Source organism: Clostridium estertheticum (assembly GCF_018861295.1).
Taxonomy (GTDB): domain Bacteria; phylum Bacillota; class Clostridia; order Clostridiales; family Clostridiaceae; genus Clostridium_AD; species Clostridium_AD estertheticum_D.
This window is the reverse complement of record NZ_JAHLDM010000007.1, coordinates 1-19481: the sequence shown is the minus strand read 5'-3', so window position 1 is coordinate 19481 and position 19481 is coordinate 1. Positions and strand designations below refer to the sequence as shown.

At 29.4% G+C, this 19481-nt stretch carries 15 protein-coding genes and 1 pseudogene; 13 read left to right on the top strand and 3 right to left on the bottom strand.

The features are described 5' to 3' along the window. The first annotated feature begins 9 nt into the window (after nt 1–9). Nucleotides 10–1185, top strand: coding sequence for an SAM-dependent methyltransferase (locus tag KPL54_RS08790; protein WP_216106216.1), 1176 nt, complete (start codon nt 10–12; stop codon nt 1183–1185). 53 nt (nt 1186–1238) lie between these two features. On the opposite strand, the gene KPL54_RS08785 is transcribed toward KPL54_RS08790, so the two are convergent. Beyond that, nucleotides 1239–2450, bottom strand: a complete 1212-nt coding sequence (locus tag KPL54_RS08785) for an Nramp family divalent metal transporter (protein WP_216106377.1) — start codon at nt 2448–2450, stop codon at nt 1239–1241. A gap of 254 nt (nt 2451–2704) precedes the next feature. Here KPL54_RS08785 and KPL54_RS08780 point away from each other — a divergent pair. The 9 genes and pseudogenes from KPL54_RS08780 to KPL54_RS08740 all read left to right on the top strand — a co-directional run. Next, nucleotides 2705–2779 (top strand): annotated as a pseudogene (locus KPL54_RS08780) (IS200/IS605 family transposase); the annotation flags it as partial. Between the two features lie 122 nt (nt 2780–2901). Further along, nucleotides 2902–4212, top strand: a complete 1311-nt coding sequence (gene brnQ, locus KPL54_RS08775; protein ID WP_309245373.1) for a branched-chain amino acid transport system II carrier protein — start codon at nt 2902–2904, stop codon at nt 4210–4212. 360 nt (nt 4213–4572) lie between these two features. Then, nucleotides 4573–7047, top strand: a complete 2475-nt coding sequence (locus KPL54_RS08770) for a glycosyl hydrolase (RefSeq protein ID WP_253203407.1) — start codon at nt 4573–4575, stop codon at nt 7045–7047. Nucleotides 7048–7147: 100 nt separating this feature from the next. Beyond that, on the top strand, nt 7148–8842 hold the full coding sequence (locus tag KPL54_RS08765; protein ID WP_216106213.1) for a polysaccharide lyase family protein: 1695 nt from the start codon (nt 7148–7150) through the stop codon (nt 8840–8842). A gap of 55 nt (nt 8843–8897) precedes the next feature. Further along, nucleotides 8898–10436, top strand: a complete 1539-nt coding sequence (locus tag KPL54_RS08760) for an MFS transporter (RefSeq protein ID WP_216106212.1) — start codon at nt 8898–8900, stop codon at nt 10434–10436. A gap of 60 nt (nt 10437–10496) precedes the next feature. Further along, complete coding sequence (locus tag KPL54_RS08755) at nt 10497–11297, top strand: polysaccharide deacetylase family protein (protein ID WP_216106211.1); 801 nt, start codon at nt 10497–10499, stop codon at nt 11295–11297. A 183-nt stretch (nt 11298–11480) separates the two neighbouring features. Beyond that, a complete protein-coding gene (locus KPL54_RS08750; protein WP_216106210.1) occupies nt 11481–12080 on the top strand; it encodes an AlbA family DNA-binding domain-containing protein in 600 nt (199 codons plus the stop codon). 178 nt (nt 12081–12258) lie between these two features. Next, nucleotides 12259–12924, top strand: coding sequence for a tetratricopeptide repeat protein (locus KPL54_RS08745; protein ID WP_268038347.1), 666 nt, complete (start codon nt 12259–12261; stop codon nt 12922–12924). Between the two features lie 157 nt (nt 12925–13081). Continuing rightward, nucleotides 13082–13252: a hypothetical protein gene (locus KPL54_RS08740; protein ID WP_216106209.1), complete on the top strand. Its 171-nt coding sequence runs from the start codon at nt 13082–13084 to the stop codon at nt 13250–13252. Nucleotides 13253–13261: 9 nt separating this feature from the next. Here the strand turns inward: KPL54_RS08740 and KPL54_RS08735 are convergent, their stop codons facing one another. Next, nucleotides 13262–13729, bottom strand: a complete 468-nt coding sequence (locus KPL54_RS08735) for a hypothetical protein (protein ID WP_216106208.1) — start codon at nt 13727–13729, stop codon at nt 13262–13264. Nucleotides 13730–14066: 337 nt separating this feature from the next. On the opposite strand from KPL54_RS08735, the gene KPL54_RS08730 reads away from it, so the two are divergent. Genes KPL54_RS08730 through KPL54_RS08720 form a run of 3 tightly spaced genes read left to right on the top strand, consistent with a single transcriptional unit; the run spans nt 14067 to nt 17646 of the window. Further along, nucleotides 14067–14756 (top strand): response regulator transcription factor, encoded by a 690-nt coding sequence (locus tag KPL54_RS08730; RefSeq protein ID WP_216106207.1) that lies wholly within the window; start codon nt 14067–14069, stop codon nt 14754–14756. After that, a complete protein-coding gene (locus KPL54_RS08725; RefSeq protein ID WP_253203406.1) occupies nt 14731–16146 on the top strand; it encodes a sensor histidine kinase in 1416 nt (471 codons plus the stop codon). The genes KPL54_RS08730 and KPL54_RS08725 overlap by 26 nt, the downstream gene beginning before the upstream one ends. A gap of 36 nt (nt 16147–16182) precedes the next feature. After that, nucleotides 16183–17646, top strand: a complete 1464-nt coding sequence (locus KPL54_RS08720; protein ID WP_216106206.1) for a hypothetical protein — start codon at nt 16183–16185, stop codon at nt 17644–17646. Between the two features lie 28 nt (nt 17647–17674). Here KPL54_RS08720 and KPL54_RS08715 read toward each other — a convergent pair whose 3' ends face one another. Beyond that, nucleotides 17675–18610 (bottom strand): polysaccharide deacetylase family protein, encoded by a 936-nt coding sequence (locus KPL54_RS08715; RefSeq protein WP_216106205.1) that lies wholly within the window; start codon nt 18608–18610, stop codon nt 17675–17677. Nucleotides 18611–19481: the final 871 nt, after the last annotated feature.

The following is a 19481-nucleotide window of genomic DNA, read 5'->3' as shown; positions in this document are numbered from 1 at the left end:
TGATAAATTTTGGTTGGTGATAAATTATTTTATAGCACTTTATTTAAAGGCATATTTTCTAATCCCTTTGAAATTAAGTTTTGGGATGGGAGTGTAGAAAAATTTGGTGAAGGTGAGAGTAAGTTTCAACTTATTTTTAATGAGAAGGTATCAAAGGGGGATGTTGTAAATGATCCATCCATAACGCTTGGAGAAGCATATATGACAAAAAAATTAGACATAAAGGGTAATGTACAAGAGGTTATAGAGTCCCTATACAATAACGAAGAAAGCTTTCTTTGTAAAAGTGAAAAATATGAAAAACTCATAAAGAAGTTTAAAAGCAGTATAAAAAGAAGTAAGGATAATATACAATTTCATTATGATATTGGAAATGATTTTTACAAATTATGGCTTGATGATTCTATGAATTATTCCTGTGGATATTTTAAAAATGATACGGATACTTTGGACGAAGCTCAAAACAATAAAATAAATCATATTTTAACAAAACTAAACTTAAAAGAAGGACAAAGTTTACTTGATATAGGATGTGGATGGGGAGAACTTATAATTAGGGCAGCAAAACAATATAAGGTAAAGGCTGTTGGAGTTACTTTAAGTTTAGAACAACTACAGAAGGCTAATGAAAGAATAAAAGCAGAGGGACTAGAAGATTTAGTAGAAGTTAAACTTCAAGATTACAGAGAAATAAAAAATATGAGTTTTGATAGAATTGTTAGTGTAGGAATGCTCGAACATGTAGGACTAGAAAATTTATCTGAATATTTTCATATAGTAAATGACTTATTAAAAGATAAAGGACTTTCTTTACTTCATTGTATAACAGCAGTAAATGAAGGCGGTAATAATACGTGGATAGATAAATACATTTTTCCAGGTGGACATGTACCTGCAATTAAAACTATAATTTCAGATATAGCAGAACTAGAACTTGAATTAATTGATATAGAGAGTCTTAGAAGGCATTATGGAAAGACACTTGAACATTGGGCTGAAAACTTTGAAAATGCTCTTCCTATAATAGAAAAGACTAAAGATGAGACATTTATAAGAATGTGGAGATTATATTTGAATGCTTGTGCTGCATCATTTAATTGTGGTAATATTAATGTTCATCAAATATTGTTTGCCAAAGGTGTAAATAATGATTTGCCTTTGACCAGAGACTACATGACAAAATGACTAAATGAAATACTGAAGGCAACTAATAGTTGCCTTTTTTTTGTTATTTAAATTTACAATATATAGCTTAATAATAGCATTATATTAAGTGCAGCTACTATAAGTCCAATAATCCAAAGAGCAATCTTATCAAATCTAGTGTTAGCATATTTGCCCATAACTTTTTTAGAAGAAGTTAGATATATCTGAAGGAATATAGTTATAGGAAGTTGTATGCTTAAGAACATTTGTGAATAGATGAGACCTTTAAATGGCTCCGATATAAAAAATATAGCTATTGTAGCACCAATTAAAGTAATTCCTACGCCTAGCTTAGTATGAATATCATGAATATCATATGGTTCTCCAAATATTCCTGCAAAAATACTACCACCGGCCATACCGGCAGTAACTGACGAAGATATTCCAGCAAAGAGTAGTGCTAAAGCAAAGACTACGGAGGCTATGCTTCCAAGTAATGGCGTCAGCATTTGCTGAGCCTGATTGAGTTCTGTAACTTGAACTTTTTGTGCGAAGAAAGTAGCTGCGGCAATAAGTATCATAGCACTATTTATAGCCCAACCCACCATCATTGAAAAAAAAGTATCCATAAATTCATATTTAAGTTGTTTTTTTATTACACTTTCATCCTTTAGATTCCATTGACGACTTTGTATTATTTCAGAATGAAGGAATAGATTATGGGGCATTACAACTGCGCCTAGAACACTCATTATTATTGGAATAGATCCCTTAGGAAATGAAGGTTTAACCCAGCTTATCATAGCTTTTCCCCATTCGATATGTACAAGGCTTAATTCGAATATAAAAGATATTCCTATTATAGAAACAAACCCAATAATCCATCTTTCTAGTTTCTTATAAGAATTTGTGAAGAGCATCCATAAGATCAAACCTAAAACTAACACTGTTCCGAGCTTTATAGGTATACCAAATAACATATTTAAAGCAATAGCACCACCTAAAAGTTCTGCAAGGGCAGTAGATACTGCAGCTAGTACAGCAGAACCAAGCACTAATTTGTTCAGTCTTGGTTTTAATGCAGCAGTAGATGCTTCTGATATGCAATTTCCTGTAACAATCCCAAGATGGGCAGCATTATGCTGGAGAACAATAAGCATAATAGTTGAAAGAGTCACCATCCAAAGTAGAGTATATCCAAAATTAGCACCAGCAGAAACATTTGCTGCCCAATTTCCAGGGTCTATAAATCCTACGGTTACTAGTAAACCAGGTCCAATGTATTTAAAAAAATCTAATGCCATAAGTTTAGGTTTATGGTCTTTTTTTGATATTATTTTATTAAATGGAAAATTCACTATAACACATCCGTTCTTTTTATTGTATAATATATATTATAAAGTAATTATTATTTAAAGCAAGATTAAATGGTAAAATTACAATGCTTTTGTGTAGAAAGCCCACTCGTTGAGGCGTGAGTTGGATAGTATAAGAAATTAAAATTTTATCTGTGTATAGGAATATTGACAACATACACAATTTGTGATATACTGTAATTATAGAAAACAAATATAGAACAACTAAAACAACCTTATCATTAATTAATTATCATTTTATATTTTGTTTAAGATATTAAAGGAGGCGATATATTTAAGGACCACACGCCTTAGGCGTAAGAGTATCAGATTTATACATAAAATAATAAATTATTTATTTAAAAAATTATTTATGTTAATTAAGACGGAGGTTATTTAAATTAAAAATTCAACAAAACATTCAATCGTTATAGGTTCTGCATTATTTGCAATGTTCTTTGGTGCAGGAAACCTAATTTTCCCACCAGCATTAGGAAGGGCAGCCGGAGATAAAATGTTATCTTCAATTATAGGCTTCCTTATTACAGGAGTTGGTATTCCTATATGTGCTATAATTGCCTGTGCTAAAATAAATGGTGATTTTAAAAAAATGGCAGATAGAGTAGGCCCAATATTTTCTGTAATAGTCTCTATAGTCTTAGTTCTTATTATAGGTCCTTTATTCGCAATTCCAAGAACAGCTGCAACAACTTTCGAACTGGGAATACATCCTTTATTCCCATCAATTGGACAGAATATATCAATTATAGTTTTTTTTGTAATAGTGCTTGCATTTTCGCTTAAACCTTCTTCAATAATTGACAAGATAGGCAAAGTACTTACACCAGCACTTTTATTAATGCTCGCTATAATTATAGTTAAAGGAATAATACATCCTATTGGACCAATTGTAACTACATCTTACGAAGGTGGATTCTCAAAAGCATTAATAGAAGGATATCAGACAATGGACGCTATGACTGGTGTTATATTTTCATCAATAATTCTTTTGTCTATTAAAGCAAAAGGTTATAAGAGCCAAAAAGATATAATGAAGATAACTTTGAAATCAGCTTTAGTGTCTTTAATCGGTTTATCTTTTGTGTATACTGGACTTATGTACCTTGGAACTCAAACAACTACCTTGTTTTCAAAAAGTATATCTAGAACTAGTTTGGTTACATCAATTGTTAGATTAGACCTAGGTAGTATTGGTAGTGTTATACTTAGTTTATGTGTTTCGCTTGCATGCTTAACGACTGCTATAGGAATCCTTTCAGCTGGATCAAGATTCTTTGCTAAGCTATTCAAGGGTAAATTGTCTTACGAAAGTATTGCTATTGCTATTGCTTTAGTAAGTGGAGTAATGGCTACACAGGATGTTGATAGTTTAGTAAAATTGGCAAATCCAGTTTTGAAAATCATATATCCAATTGTAATTGTTTTAATAGTTACTACCTTACTTGGTGATATAGTGAAAAATAATAAGGTAGTTACTATAACTACATACACAGTTTTAATAGTAAGTGTTTTAAATACTATAAATGATTTAACAACAAATAGCATTGGTTTTTTTAAATATGTTCCGTTATCCAGTGTAGGATTTGGATGGATTATACCGGCTGTAATTGCTTTTGTAATTTCTAACAGTTTGGTTAACTCAAATCAGGAAAACAAATCTGTTATGCCAAACTTAAATCAGGAATTGTAGGAAGTATAAAATTAAGAATATAAACTATTTAAGCGGCTAAAGTCCTAGATTACATGGGGCTAAGGCTGCTTAATTTTTTTTGTAATCTCTTGGTATTGTAGAAAATTACATGTTCTTGATTTTTTCCTTTATTTTATAAAATAAATTTATTATGCTTAAATAAAACAAATAAAAAAAAGAAAAAACAAATAAAACAAAGAAAAAACTATTGACTTTATGTTGGAAGAAAAGTATGATTGTGTAAATAAAGGAATATAAATGTTTAAAGTAATCGATAACAGACGATAAAATATAAAGTAAAAGAAAAATTAGAAAAAATGTAGGATTATAATACATTTTATTATGGAGGGATGTTTGATAATGATTGAAAATCAACGAAATGAATTTATTAATCCTTTAAATGAATATACGCCAATCCCTTTTTGGTTTTGGAATGATGATCTAGATAAAAATGAGATTATAAGGCAAATCAATGATTTTTCAAATAAGGGAGTTAATGCATTTGTTATTCATCCAAGGATAGGAATACCTAAAAATATTGAATATCTTTCAGATAAATTTATGGGTTTTGTGCGCTCAGCTATTGAGGAAGCAGAAAAACTTAATATGAAGGTAGTATTATATGATGAAGCTATGTACCCTTCAGGGTCGGCTCATGGTACGGTTGTAAAGAATAATCCGGAGTATGCAAGCAGAGGACTGAAAATGCTTGAATATAAATGTCACAATGAAACAATAGTAGAATTTCATGAAAAAGATGGAGAAAGCTTAGTATCAGCTTTAGCGATTAAAAAAGTTGAAGAAAATAAATTTGATAGTTCCCAGATAAAGAAAGTAATATGTAAGCATAATAAAGTAACATTTGCGCCTCCAAGTTTGGGTGAGTGGTACATAATTATTTTTGTAGAGGCATATACCAAAGGGACTATAAGAGGAATACATTTTGGTGAGGATGATGGTGAACTAGAGGCTCCAGCTTCAAGTGATTTACTTAATCCTTATGCAGTACAATCTTTTATAAGTTTAACTCATGAGAGGTATTATAAAGAATTTGGCGAATATTTTGGGAATGTAATAACAGGCGTCTTTACTGACGAACCAGACATAATGGGTAGAGGTAACCACGGTAATATGATAGCTTGGACAAGAGGGTTTCTTGAATTTTATATTAGGCAGGGTGGAAGAGAGGAAGATCTACCAGCATTGTGGTTAGAAGGTACTACAGAAAGTATCAATATTAAAACCAGATATAACAGAGCCATAAACAAAAAATTAGAATTATCTTACTATAAACCTATAAGTGAGTGGTGTGAAACTCATAATATTGAACTTACAGGACATCCTCATGAAAGTGATGATATTGGATTACTTAAGTATTTTCAGGTGCCAGCTCAAGATATTGTATGGAGATGGGTAGCTCCAGAGGATAATAAGGCTATTCAGGGAGAAAATACTACTATGGCTAAGTGTACTTCTGATTCAGCTAGACATAGAGGTAAAAGAAAAAATGGAAATGAATGTTTTGCTTGTTGTGGAGCAAATAAAATAGAATGGTCATTTGCAGTTGACGATATGAAATGGTTTATGGATTGGTTATTTGTAAGAGGTGTAAACCTTTTATATCCTCATGCTTTTTTCTATTCAATAAGAGGGCAGAGAAGAATAGGAGAAAGACCACCAGATGTAGGACCAAATAATATATGGTGGCCGTATTACAACCAAATTTCACAATATATGAAGAGAATGAGTTTTATAATGACGGATAGTTACAACGTAACGGATATTGCTGTATTATGTGAAAATCATAATTTACCTTGGAAGAGCGTTAAGCCGTTATATGAAAATTCTATTGAATTTAATTATTTTGAAAAGGAATTGCTAATGTGCGATTTATGCGACATAAGGGATGGAGCTGTTTACATTCAAAAACAAAAATATAAGGTTATTATTATTGAGGATGTAAGTATTGTTACTGAAGAAATAATAAAGCCATTGGAAAAATTTTCACAGGGTGGCGGAACAATTATTATAAACAATGCAAAGGGATACAACATTAAAATAAAAGATACTATAGTTATTAAAGAAGCAATAGAGATATTAAACGTGCTTGATGGTTTAAATAGCCGTGATTTGTTTACTAAGCATAACCAGAAATCATTAAGAGTAAGCCACGTAGTTAAAGATGGTGTGCACTATTATGTTCTTGTAAATGAAGGTGAAGAAAAGATAAAAGATATTTTAAATATAAAAAATATTGGATATGTAGAAAAATGGGATGCATGGAAAGGAAGAATTAAGAAGCAAAAAGTATTAGAAACAAATGATGAATATATAAAGATACCTATAGAAATAAATAGAAGAGAAAGTGTTATATTCGTTTTAGATACTTCGAAGGTTCCAACGATCGGTGATAAAAAAGAAAAATTCAGCAATTGTTATACTATGGATATAAAATCAGATTGGAAGGTTTATGACCAAAAAAATAAGATTGTAAATGAAGGAAAACTAACACATTGGAACGAATGGGAAGGATTTAAAAATTATTCTGGAACCATGATATATAGCAATCAATTTGTAATTGAAAATAGAGAAGGGATAAATGAAATACAGCTCGAACTAGAGGAAGCCCACGAAATCGTGAAAGTATTCATAAATGCAAAAGAAGTAGAGATTAAAATGTGGGCACCATACATTTTTGACATCTTAGATTATGTTAGTTCAGGCTTAAATACATTGACTATTGAGGTCACAAATTCATTAGCTAATAAAATTTGTGATGCTAAACTTAAATCGGGTATTGGAGGAAGTGTAAAATTAAGAATAAATTTTGATTAGTACATGTTAACGTTAACAAATATCTACGTAAATAGGTATGGTTATATAGACGATTCATATGATGATTTTAAGAAACTAATATATTAAAGGATGTGAAATAATGGATGATGAAGTTAAACTAATTGTACAAGGGTTAAAAAGTATAATATCAAATGGAATATTAACTGTGGAATTTAATGAAAATGCCATAGCTACATCTTTACTTAAAAACAATAAGGAGTTAATAAAAAATCTTAATGGAGCAGATAATGATCCAGATAAAAATCATACATTTTATCTTGATTATCATGCAGAAGGAAAAATTAGAAATTTTAAAGCAGCGGAATTAAAAGTAATAACAAATAGTAAAGATGAAGTGCATATAAGATATATTGATAGGACAAGCTTATTGTATATAGAATATAACATAATTATGAAAAAAGGTGAAAGTGGTATTTACTCTTATGCAGTTGTAAAAAATAACATAAAAAAGGAATTTAGGCTAAGTGAGTTAAGAACGGTGTATAGATTAGATTATAATATTTTTGATCATGCTTATAATTCAGAAAGAAAGGGAAGACAACCAACCCATGATTATTTGAATAAAAATAAAAAAATTCAAGACGAAACTTATGAATTACCAGATGGAGAAATGTATACCAATGGAAAAATATATTCTAAGTATGATTATGTAGGATATTTTAAAGATAATCACTTTTGGGGTCAATATGGTAAGGAATTTGGATTTTGGTTTATTCCGGTAAGTACAGAATATTATCCAAGTGGTCCTCTAAAACAAGAATTATTAGTACATTATGATTCTATTATATTAAATTATATGACTGGTGCTCATTTCGGAACAGGTGATTTTAATGTTCCAACGGATTGGGAAAAGATGTATGGACCTTGGTATATTTATATAAATTGTGGTAATGAAGAAGAAATGATTAATGATGCTAGAAAAAAAGCAGATATAGAAGAAAGAAAATGGCCTTATACATGTATAAATGAACAATTATATCCTTTAGATAGAAGTAATGTTAGTGGAAAATTAATTATAACTCATAATAGATCGAGTGAGGATGCTATGGTAGTACTAGCTAAATCGGGTGGAGAATTTATAAGACAAAAAGGTGATTATATATTCTATTCACAAGCTGATAAGGATGGTAAGTTTTTAATTAATAACGTTAGACTAGGCACATATACATTATATGCTTATGCCACAAAAGGTGATGTTACAAGGCAATTAAGTAAAGACTATATAGTTATTGGAAATGATAATTTAGATTTGGGGGAGATTATTTGGAATCCACCATATCGTAAAAATAAACTATGGCAAATTGGAACGGCTAATCGTACGGCGAAAGAATTTAAATTTGGAAATGAATTAAGAAACTATAAATGGAATAATATGGTTCCTGAAAATTTAGATTATGTTATAGGAAAAAGTAAAGAAAGTGAAGATTGGTATTATGCACAAACAAAGCCGGGAAATTGGAATATAAAATTTAATATGGATAAAAATGATGAAAAAAGATTTTATCTTACAATATCAATTGCATCTGCTACTAAAAACAAAATTGATGGAAAAGTGGAGCCTACTTTAATTGTTAAAGTTAATGGTAAAGTTGTTAAATCTACTAATTACATTAGTGATACATCTATTTATAGGTCAGCAATGAAGAGTGGCTGGTATCATTTAGAAGAGGTGGAGTTTGATTCTAATATTTTAAACCTTGGGGAAAACGTTATCACATTTACAACCTGTAATGCAGCTATAATGTATGACACCATACTATTAGAGAGTAATTAAATATATTCGTTTTAACTGAGTTCTAAAATAAAATTTTCTAAAAGGAGATTAGGATATGTTATTAAAGACTAATGGCAAACTTAAAATGATAAATAAAATAGGATTTTCATCATATCAATTGGCGGGTGTTAGCGATGTTTTAGTAAATGCTTGGCAAATGTACTTTTATACAACATTTTGTAATGCATCTATAGTTACAGTTACTTTGATGATTACAATAGGTAAACTTATAGGGGCTACTCTTACGCCTGTAGTTGGATATATTAGTGACAATTTGTACAAGACGAGGTATGGTAAACGATTTGGAAGAAGGAAAGGTATTCTATTAATTGGGATACCATTAAAGATACTTACTTTCCCGTTATATTGGATACCTAATATGCCTATAGCTTATTATGCTTCAATAATAATTATCACGTCATTTATAAATCCTTTACTTGCCGTTCCACAGGCAACTTTTGCAGCTGAAATGTCAGAAAATCCAGTTGAACGTGCTGAACTAATAGGTTTTAATCAGATTGGTGGTGCAATAGCAGGTATATCTTCTTCATTGATTATAATAAAATTATTTGATGCCTTTGGACAAAACAATGCTGGAACATTTTTTATAGCAGCTATTATATATGATGTAATATCACTTATAGCACTCACATGTTTCTATTTGTCGGTATACGAACGTCCTGTAAATGAATCGAATGTTAAAGTTGTAAGAGGAAAAATATCATTTAAAAATGGATTTTTAGGTATAATTAATGATTTTGCATCTACTATAAAGATAAGATCATATAGACTTTATCTATGTATGTATTTATCAGAACAAATGTTTAGATCCTTAGCAGGTACAATAAATACTTATTTTATAGTTTTTGTATTACTTTTAAATCCAAAGTCAGTTTCAATTTCAACTAGTGTCGGATTTGTTTTTGGAGTTATGTTTTTAACCTTTTATATATGGTTAACAGCTAAAACAACTGGTACATTTACCTATAGAATAGGAGGTTTTGCAACAATATTAGTTCTTGTATGTTTTATGTGTCTTGGTATAATTAGACCTACAAACACTAATATATTCCTAGTTATTTTAACCGTTGCATTGAATTTTGGAAAAACAGGCTTAGTTAATGCTGCACAATTTTTATTTACATTTATGCCAGACATTGATGAAATGATCACGGGAAAAAGAAGAGAAGGTGCATATGCTGGGGTTAATACTTTCTTAGATGTAATTTTTTCTACTATTGAAGTACTAATAATTGGACTAATTTTACAAGCAGCAGGTTTTCTTAAAGGTGCGAAAGTTCAACCACAGATTACAGTACATGCTCTTTTGATTTTGTATACAGTTGTTCCGATTATATTAGTTATAATAGGTATAATATCATCTTATAAACTTAACTTAACTGTAAAATCGCATATGATATTAGAAGAAGAAGTAAATAGATTGAAGAGTGGTGGATTAAAAGAAGATGCCACTGAAGAAATCAAAGTCATAGTTAAAGATTTAACTGGATTTAATTATGAAGATTGTTGGGGAAATAACAATTTATTAAAATACGAGCATGAAAATAGAGTACAAATTAATAAACAAGGGTAATAAAAATAATATTTCTTATTATTAAAAAGGTATGTTAAATTAGAAAGAGAGGGTTTTAAAATGAATACTATTATAAAATGTTTTCCTAATGGAAAATTTAAAGCATTAACCATGAGTTATGATGACGGAAAATTGGCTGATAAAAGGCTAATCAAAATTTTTAATAAATATGGTATAAAGGGTACATTTCATTTAAATTCAGGTTTTTTGGATTCAGAAGACCACGTAAAGAAAGAAGAAGTAAAAAAGCTATATGAAGGTCATGAGATTTCATCACATACGTTAACTCATCCAACAATAGCTAGATGTTCTAACGAAGAAATAGTAAAACAGACATTAGGCGATAGAGAAAATCTTGAGGAGCTTGCAGGATATACAGTAAGGGGGATGTCATATCCCAATGGATCATATAATTCAAATATAAAATCCATGTTGAAATACTTAGGAATTGAGTATTCTAGAGTAGTGGGAAGTAAGGATAACTTTGATTTGCCAGATGATTTTTATGCTTGGCAAGCAACTTGTCACCATAACCATAATCTGATGGAAAATGCTGAAAAGTTTGTTCCATTATTTAAAAAACAGTATCTATACCTTATGTATGTTTGGGGACATAGTTATGAATTTGATAGAGATAATAATTGGGATTTGATAGAAAAGTTTTGTAGCTATGTATCTAATAAGGATGATATTTGGTATGCAACTAATATAGAAATAGTTGATTATATGAAATTGCTTGATAATTTGAAATTTTCATCAAAAGGTAATTTTGTTTATAATCCTTCTTTTAAATCTGCATGGATTAGTTTTAATGATCAAGTAATAGAAATAGAAGGTGGATCTCAAGTAGAATTATTCTAAAGATTAAATCATCATCTTCGGAGCTGCAATATTAAAGTGGAATTATTTCCACTTTTTTTAGTGATTTAAATTTTGTTTTTTTGTTTATAAAGTAATAATAATATAGTAATATATGGTCGTAAAGAACTATCTTCAAACGATAAATATTATTATCCAAAAGGTAACTTAGAGGTGGTGAGAGTTTTGTCAATTAACCATGAAAATTTAAAAAATGAAATTGTTAGTCTTATTAGTAAGGGAGACTCTGATAGAGTAGAATTTAGAAATCATAGCGGGGGACCCAATTTATTAGGTAAGATTATTTCTTCTTTTGCAAATGCAGCAGGTGGCAAATTAATTTTGGGGGTAAATAATAAGGGCAAAATCAATGGATGTAATAAAAACGATGTGATGGAAACTTTTAATAAAGCTAAAGAAAAATTGATACCATGTCCTATTGTTTCAATAGAATTTATTGAAATAAATAAAAAAGTACTAGCTATCATTTCTATAGAGAAAACCGAAAAAATAATTTCGTCTAGTTTAGGGGTATTTAAAAGAGTCAACAATTTAGAAGAAATTATGGTAACAGAAGAGATAAAGAGTAGACAGCTAAGTACGGTTAAAAAAGATGAAATTAACGATACCGTTGGAGAAATGGCTCAGCAAATTTCGCAGCTTACAATTACATTAGAAGAAACTATACAACAATACAGAATCCAAAATAAACTAAGTAGAAAAATTATTGAATGGATAGCTTGTGGAATAATTGGAATTGTTTTATCAATCTTTATTCATTTATAGGGTATAACAGTATTCGATGGATATATAATTTTTATACCCTTTAAAATTTAAATCACTCCACTATAAGCTATTTTTGAGAGAAGCGGCATAATTTCAAAAGCTACTGAGGATACTATAGTAGTATATATCCTAGGTTGTAAAATGAAATAGCTTGTAAAACCTCTTACCGGGAGGGAAGGTGGAAAAAGTGAAAGTAAAATCATTTAAAATTAAATTAATAATTTTTACTATTATTTGTGTTATGGCAGCAGGGATAGTAGTTAATGGCAAAATTAAAAATAGTAATGTGATTGAAATAAATGATAAAAACGAAATTAAAAATAAGCAATTACAAGAATGTGAAATTAAAAACCAGGCAGATTTAGAAAAGAGATGGAAGATAGGATATGACCAATTTTTTGAAGGTGAATATGCGAAAGCCATTGCAACTGAGAACCAAGTTTTAAAGGAAGATTCTAAATTTTATAAAGCATATGCTGTAAAAGGAATTGCATTAGCTTATAATGGAGATTTCAAGGGAGGTATGCAGCAGATTGATAACTCCTTAAAATTGAAACCTGATTATGGATATGCAAGATTTAATAAAGCACTAGCTTATGAATTATACGGATACTATACTGAAGCTATCAAGTGGTACGAAAATGATTTGGAAGTGGAAAAATCTGAATGGACTTATTATGGTATAGCCAGTATTTATGGAAGAAAAGGTGATATTAATAATACCGTGAAGTATCTGAAGCTAGCTATTGATATTAATCCAAATATCAAAAATGAAGCAAAAAACGAAAAAGATTTTGAAAATGTAAAACAATATAATCAATTTAAATTATTAATAAAAAAATAGAATCTCTTTTGTACTATTCAAAGGAATGTTTGTAAGGTATAATGAATCAGTAAAATAACAAGACATGCCTTGTTAGTATTTATTGTGAATATTAATTTAGAAGCTATCGGAATAAGATATTTTTAAAGATGTGAAAAATAAAAAAAGAGGTGAAAATATGAAAAAAGATACAAATAAAAATATGGAAATAATGAAAAAAGTTATTGAAGAAAAAAAAGCAAAATCTTCTATGCAAAAAAATAGTAGACGAGCATCAATTCATGGAACACAAAGTTCATCATCAGGTAATGGTGGAGGTTTAGTTGGTAAAAATAACAGGGGACAATAAGTTCCCTTGTTATTTTACAATCTTTTCAAGAGACGTAACAAGCTTTTCTTTATTAATAATCATATCAGATAACGTTTTATATGTTTTTGTGTTTATATCACTTGCATCTCTCAGAAACCTACCTTGAATGTCAATAAGTAAAGAGTTTGCATCTCGCTCTAAGTTAAGCGAAAACTTTAAATACTCTTTAATATTATTAATATCTGTAGCACATATTTTTTTATTAAACTCATCTATTAAAAAAGACATTTTATCATATATATAGAAGTCAATTTCTTCAGTGTTCGATTCACTTACTTCACTTTTCAATTCCTCATAATAGTTAATAGAGTTGCTTATTTCTTTTGCTAAGACCTTTGACATTGTTTCTATAAATGGAATATCACATTTTATTTGTCCTATGCTTTCATATATAGCCTTTTTTCTAATAGCAATATTTATAGACTTATTAATTAAATCTATAACGTTATATCCCATGACATCACTCCTAATATTATTTCTAGTTTAGCATTATGTCTATTTAGCAGTAATAGTTAGATTACATGGGAATCATAACATATTTCTTATATTGTCACAATAAAATTGTCGAAAAATAGCATTTTTAATACTTTGTAAGAAATTAAAGTACTGTATACAAAAAAGTATCTACAATTAAATACTTAGTTAGCAGTTAAAGATACTTGCATGGCGGTGAAAAGGTATTACAAAATAATTACAATATTACTACATATAATATTTTGGAGCTCTATTATGTTATAATCATAACTGATAATATGGAACTTAAAATATTTATTTCAAAGTAAGAGGTGAAATTATGGGGAAAAAAGTGCTCATTATAGAAGATGAGGAATCTATTAGAGGGTTTATTAAAATTAACTTTCAAAGAAACAACTTTTTAGTATTTGAGGCTGCAAGTGGAGAAGAAGGTTTAGAAAAAGTCCACGAGGAGAGACCAGATTTAATAATTTTAGATATAACACTTCCTGGTATGGATGGGTTTAAAACCTGTGAATTGTTAAGAAATGATTTTCCAAAGTTGGGCATTATCATGCTTACCGCTAGGGGAGAAGATATGGATAAAATTATGGGCCTTGAGTATGGGGCTGATGATTATATGGTAAAACCATTTAATCCTTTAGAACTTATTGCTAGGGCAAATTCTCTACTTAGACGAATGAATCATAGTGAAGAGAAAAATCCTGAGCAATTAATCTCTGGGTGCTTTATAATAGATACTGTTTCCATGAAGGTATATAAAAATCAACAACTTCTAGATTTAACACCTAAAGAATACTTGATTTTGAAGACATTTATGGAAAATGAAGAAAAAGCTTTTAATAGAGATGATTTATTAAACTTAGTATGGAATTATGAATACTTTGGAGACTCTAAAATTGTAGATGTTAATATAAGGCGGCTTAGAGAAAAAATTGAGGATGTCCCTTCTAAGCCAGAATATATAGAAACGGTATGGGGGGTTGGATATAGATGGAGAAAGAGGTGATATTTTGAGGGGAATAAAAGCCAGACTTGTTTGGAGTTATCTAGTAGTGATTGTTTTCACTGTAATCACATTAGAAGTTTTTCTTACCGTTTCTTTAGAAAAATATTACTATCAAAACATGGAATCATTACTTTCAAAACAAATTAGGGGATCAGTTGATTTTTATAATAATTATTTTTCTTCATCTAGTTTAAAAGAAAATGTGGAGAACAATGATGATATTTTTTGGAAAAATACCTCTGCAGAGGTCCAAATTATTGATAATTCAGGAATGATGCTAATGGATTCCATTGGTAATTTTAATAAGAAACATATCGAAGATGATGATGTGGAAAAAGCATTGCAAGGAGAACTTGGAACATTTATTAAGAAAGATAAGAATACAAAGGAAAATTTTATGTACGTTTCGTATCCCTTAAAGTCAGCTAATAAAATAGAGGGTGTACTACGTTTTGTTACTTCTTTATCCGAGGTAGATGCACTTATTCATAAAATAGTAATTCTTTTTTTTGGAGTTGGAGCGCTGGTAATTATTATTTCTGGTGTTTCTAGTATATTTATCTCTAATACTATTGTGGGACCATTAGATGAAGTAAATACCCTAGCTAAGAAATTTGCGTCTGGAAACTTTAATGAAAGACTTGAAAAAAGAAGGAATGATGAAATTGGGGAATTATCCGATACGTTTAATTTTATGGCAGAAGAAATTCAAAAAAGTCAGAACCTAAAAAATGAATTTATTGCGTCTGTTTCTCATGAACTTAGAACTCCTCTGACATCTATAAAAGGGTGGGCTGCGACTATTAGATCTGGTAGTTTAGAAGATAAGGAAGAAATTCTAGTTGGACTTAATATTATAGAAAAGGAAAGTGATAGACTTACAGTAATGGTGGAAGAATTGTTGGACTTTTCCAAATTCATATCGGGAAAAGCACCACTTAAAAAAGAATATGTAAATATTCAAAGTATTATAACCTACATAGAAAAACAGTTTATGCCCAAGTCCATACGTCACAATATTAACTTTACTTGCAAAATACAAGAGGATTTAGTCCCTGTTTTTGCGGATGAGAAAAGGTTAAATCAAGTTATTAGCAACATTTTAGATAATGCATTTAATTTTACAAAAGAAGGAGGCAAAGTAACACTTGAAGCATGTATTGATGGTAATAATATTTGTATTATTGTGAAGGATAATGGAATAGGAATTTCACCGGAGGATTTGCCTAAGGTCACAGAAAAATTTTTCAAGGGGAGAACAAGTATGTCACAAAATGGGATAGGACTTTCTCTCTGTAAAGAAATTATAGAAATGCATAATGGTAAACTTGAGATTTCAAGCGAATATGGCAAGGGTACAGATGTTAAAATATTTTTACCTCTGACATAAGAAAGAATAAAATTTATATATAAGAGGTGACTCCTGGTGAAAAAAGCATTATGTTTATTTGTTATTATATTTTCTATTATAATTTTTATATGGAGTCAATATGCAGGATTAACTTTAAGCTCTCAAGTATTACATAAAAAACTTACTGTGTCGCCTATACAGGGAAGTTGGATAGTAGAGAAATATGTTTCTATTGGTGGCACTACTATTGATGATGACAAAGCAAAACAATTACTTGGAAAGGTTGCTTATTTTAGGGGAGATACAGTTGAGTTTAATGGCAATATATCTAAGGATGTTAAATATAAAGTTAAGTCCGTGAATACTAAGAGTTATTTTTGGAATAGTATAAAAATAAGTGCCAAAAGCTTAGGGATAAAAAATACTGATGTACAAATTATTACTATTAACTCCAATGAAACTTTTTTTGATGAGTACATAAAGCTTAATGAGTTAACCCTTATAAAAAACTATGAGGGTACCTTATTATATTTTCACAAAGCAAAAGATTCTTCTGCTGCTCACTCATATAATAAAGATAACAATACAAAAATTCTAATCAGCAAGGCAGAAAAAGAAATACGATCTAAATCAGGATTATTACTTGGACTAAGATATGAAAATCCTGAAGATGAAGATGGGCTGAGTAAATATTCATATAAAACATTATGGATTAGTTCAGTAAATGATAAAATGCTTCCCATTCGGGAAACTAAAGATTTGTTACTTCCAAGGCAAGATGGATTTTGGAAGGTAGGGATAAGTAATAAAATAGAAAATGGAGATTCTAAGGACATACTTTGGTCTTATCCAATTAATTTACGTAATCCTACTAAACCCATAAATTCAAAAAAAATAAAGTATACTAAAACGGAAGGTAGTATAGCTATTAAATTTGTAGGCGGTAATTATGTTTCTACTGATACGATGCAGGATGTAAATAATAATGATTTAAAAAAGAAGTACTCTAATAATAAGCTTAAAATATTTCCAATGGATAATTTAATGGGAGAACCTATAAAACTTACAAGCATACTTCCGAGGGAAATAGAAAAAGCTACTTTCCCAGGTACAATTTCAAATACAAAAAAAAGTACCCAAGATGAAAAGCTAGAAAAAGTGGATAATAATTTGGGTGTAATAAGAAGAAGTGGGCGATGGATACTAAGAGGAAGAATGTCTAAAGCAAATAGCGGAGATTCATTTATAGACTTTGATATTCCTTATGCCACACCTAAATCGTTAACTACCTATGATAATTTATTCCCTTCTTTTAACGTAATAAAAACAAAGGTACCAAGCGCAGTGGATGCTTATTCATCTCCTAATAGAGATTTTGTTGTTGTTCTAACTAATACAGAATTAATGGTCTTTACTATAAAAGGATATAATCTGGGAGAAAAGTCATTAACTTTGGAACTTAAAGCAGGAGAAATGCCAGTAATGTCTCAGTGGGCTACAGGTAGTTATGTGGATGAGTGGCAAAAAAAAGTAAAATAAGTGCTAACGCGGCTACGCGCGTTAGCACTTATTTTATTGTTCTAAATTCATATCCTTTATCTTTTAAATATTCTATAATTTGAGGTAATGCATTAGCAGTTTGCATTTTACCATAAGTATCATGCATTAATATAACTAATTTTTCTTGTGTTCCAACCTCTTCCTTTAATACGTTAAGTAACTCTTGTGGAGTTTTATTTGGCTTACCTTCTGCATCTTTGATTTCAGCATTCCAATCTATACTAAACATATTTTTTTCCTTTAACTTTGCATCGAACTCTGGTAAATTCGGATCTCTATAATATGCTCTCGACATATATCCTCCTGGCACTCTTAAAATCCTTGTACTAAAATCCTGGCCAAGTATATTTTTTAAAGCATCATCATTTTTTTTCACATCGTTCATGAAGATGGGTACATTAATTTTGTTGTTAGGGAATAATGAATTGTGTTCATTATGATTATAAGTATGATTTCCGATTGCATGTCCCTCATTAAATTCACGTTTTACAAGTTCTTTGCTTTTTTCATTTGATTCTATGTTTTGTCCAACCAAAAAGAATGTTGCTTTAACGTTATTTTCTTTTAGAATATCTAGTACTTTTGGGGTCACAGTAGTAGATGGACCATCATCAAATGTAAGAAATGCTATTTTCTGATTATCATTTTTCCCTTTGTAATTTAATATGGCACTTACCTTTGCGGCATCATAAATATACTTTTCCCCTTCTTTATTTACGGCGAAATTTTTTGTCGATTCATTACTATTATTATTTAATGTATTAGTAGCTTTAGCTGTAGAAGTTACTGTAGTAGTAATTGGTACTATTACTGGTTCAGCGTTAACTTCATCTTTAGTAAAGCTTTTACCTATTATGATTGTACCTATTATAATTAAAAAAATGCAGCTACATATTAAACTTATTTTTAAAGGTCTTTTATTAATTCTTTTCTTTTTCTTCATATTCACCACTCCATTAACTAGTATTTATAATTGTATTTTATATAATATGACTGTATATAGTGAAATGTTATTGTATATTTTTTATTCCCTATAGATTATTGCTTTTAAAATATGTTTATGAATTTAATTACCCCCCCAGAATTTTAAATTATTCATATTTTTTAAACACCTAACAAAACAGGTAAAGCTTAGTATAAATATAACAATGTAATTATTTTACATGAAATTCATTTATATGACAACATTTTACTATGAATACTATCCCATAAAATCCTCTTTTAAGCTATATACTTATAATACTACTTATTATAAACTAAGAGATTACAAAATTATTACAATTTCATTACAGATTATATTAAAACATTCTGGTGTCTTCTTTTGAGTACACCTAGTTAAAAAAACGATAATTTTTATTAATGGAAATAGTAAGTTACTTTACATATATATTAAAAATATTAGAATATATGTGATATTTCATATGAGTTAAATTAATTTTGCAGCTCCATAGGAGACGATTTAATAAGACTATTTAAAATCACTCCAAGTTATCCATTGAATAGTTGTGCAAATGAACAATGAAAAATGTTAAATAACCAATATCAACTGGTTTATAAAAATATTATTATTAATAGAGATGTCATGAAACCGTTATATGGATATTATGCATAAATTTTAAAAATTATCTAATTAAATCTATGGTTAAGAGTAGATGAAATCATTTATTAATAAAGATAAAACTATATTATACAATAAGGGGGAAGTAAAATGGCTGTAATTAGCTGGAGTGGAGCAATATTTGGTTTAATAGTTGCTATAGTTTTAATATTTAGAAAGGTAAGTCCTGTATACGCACTTTTTGGAGGTGCTATTA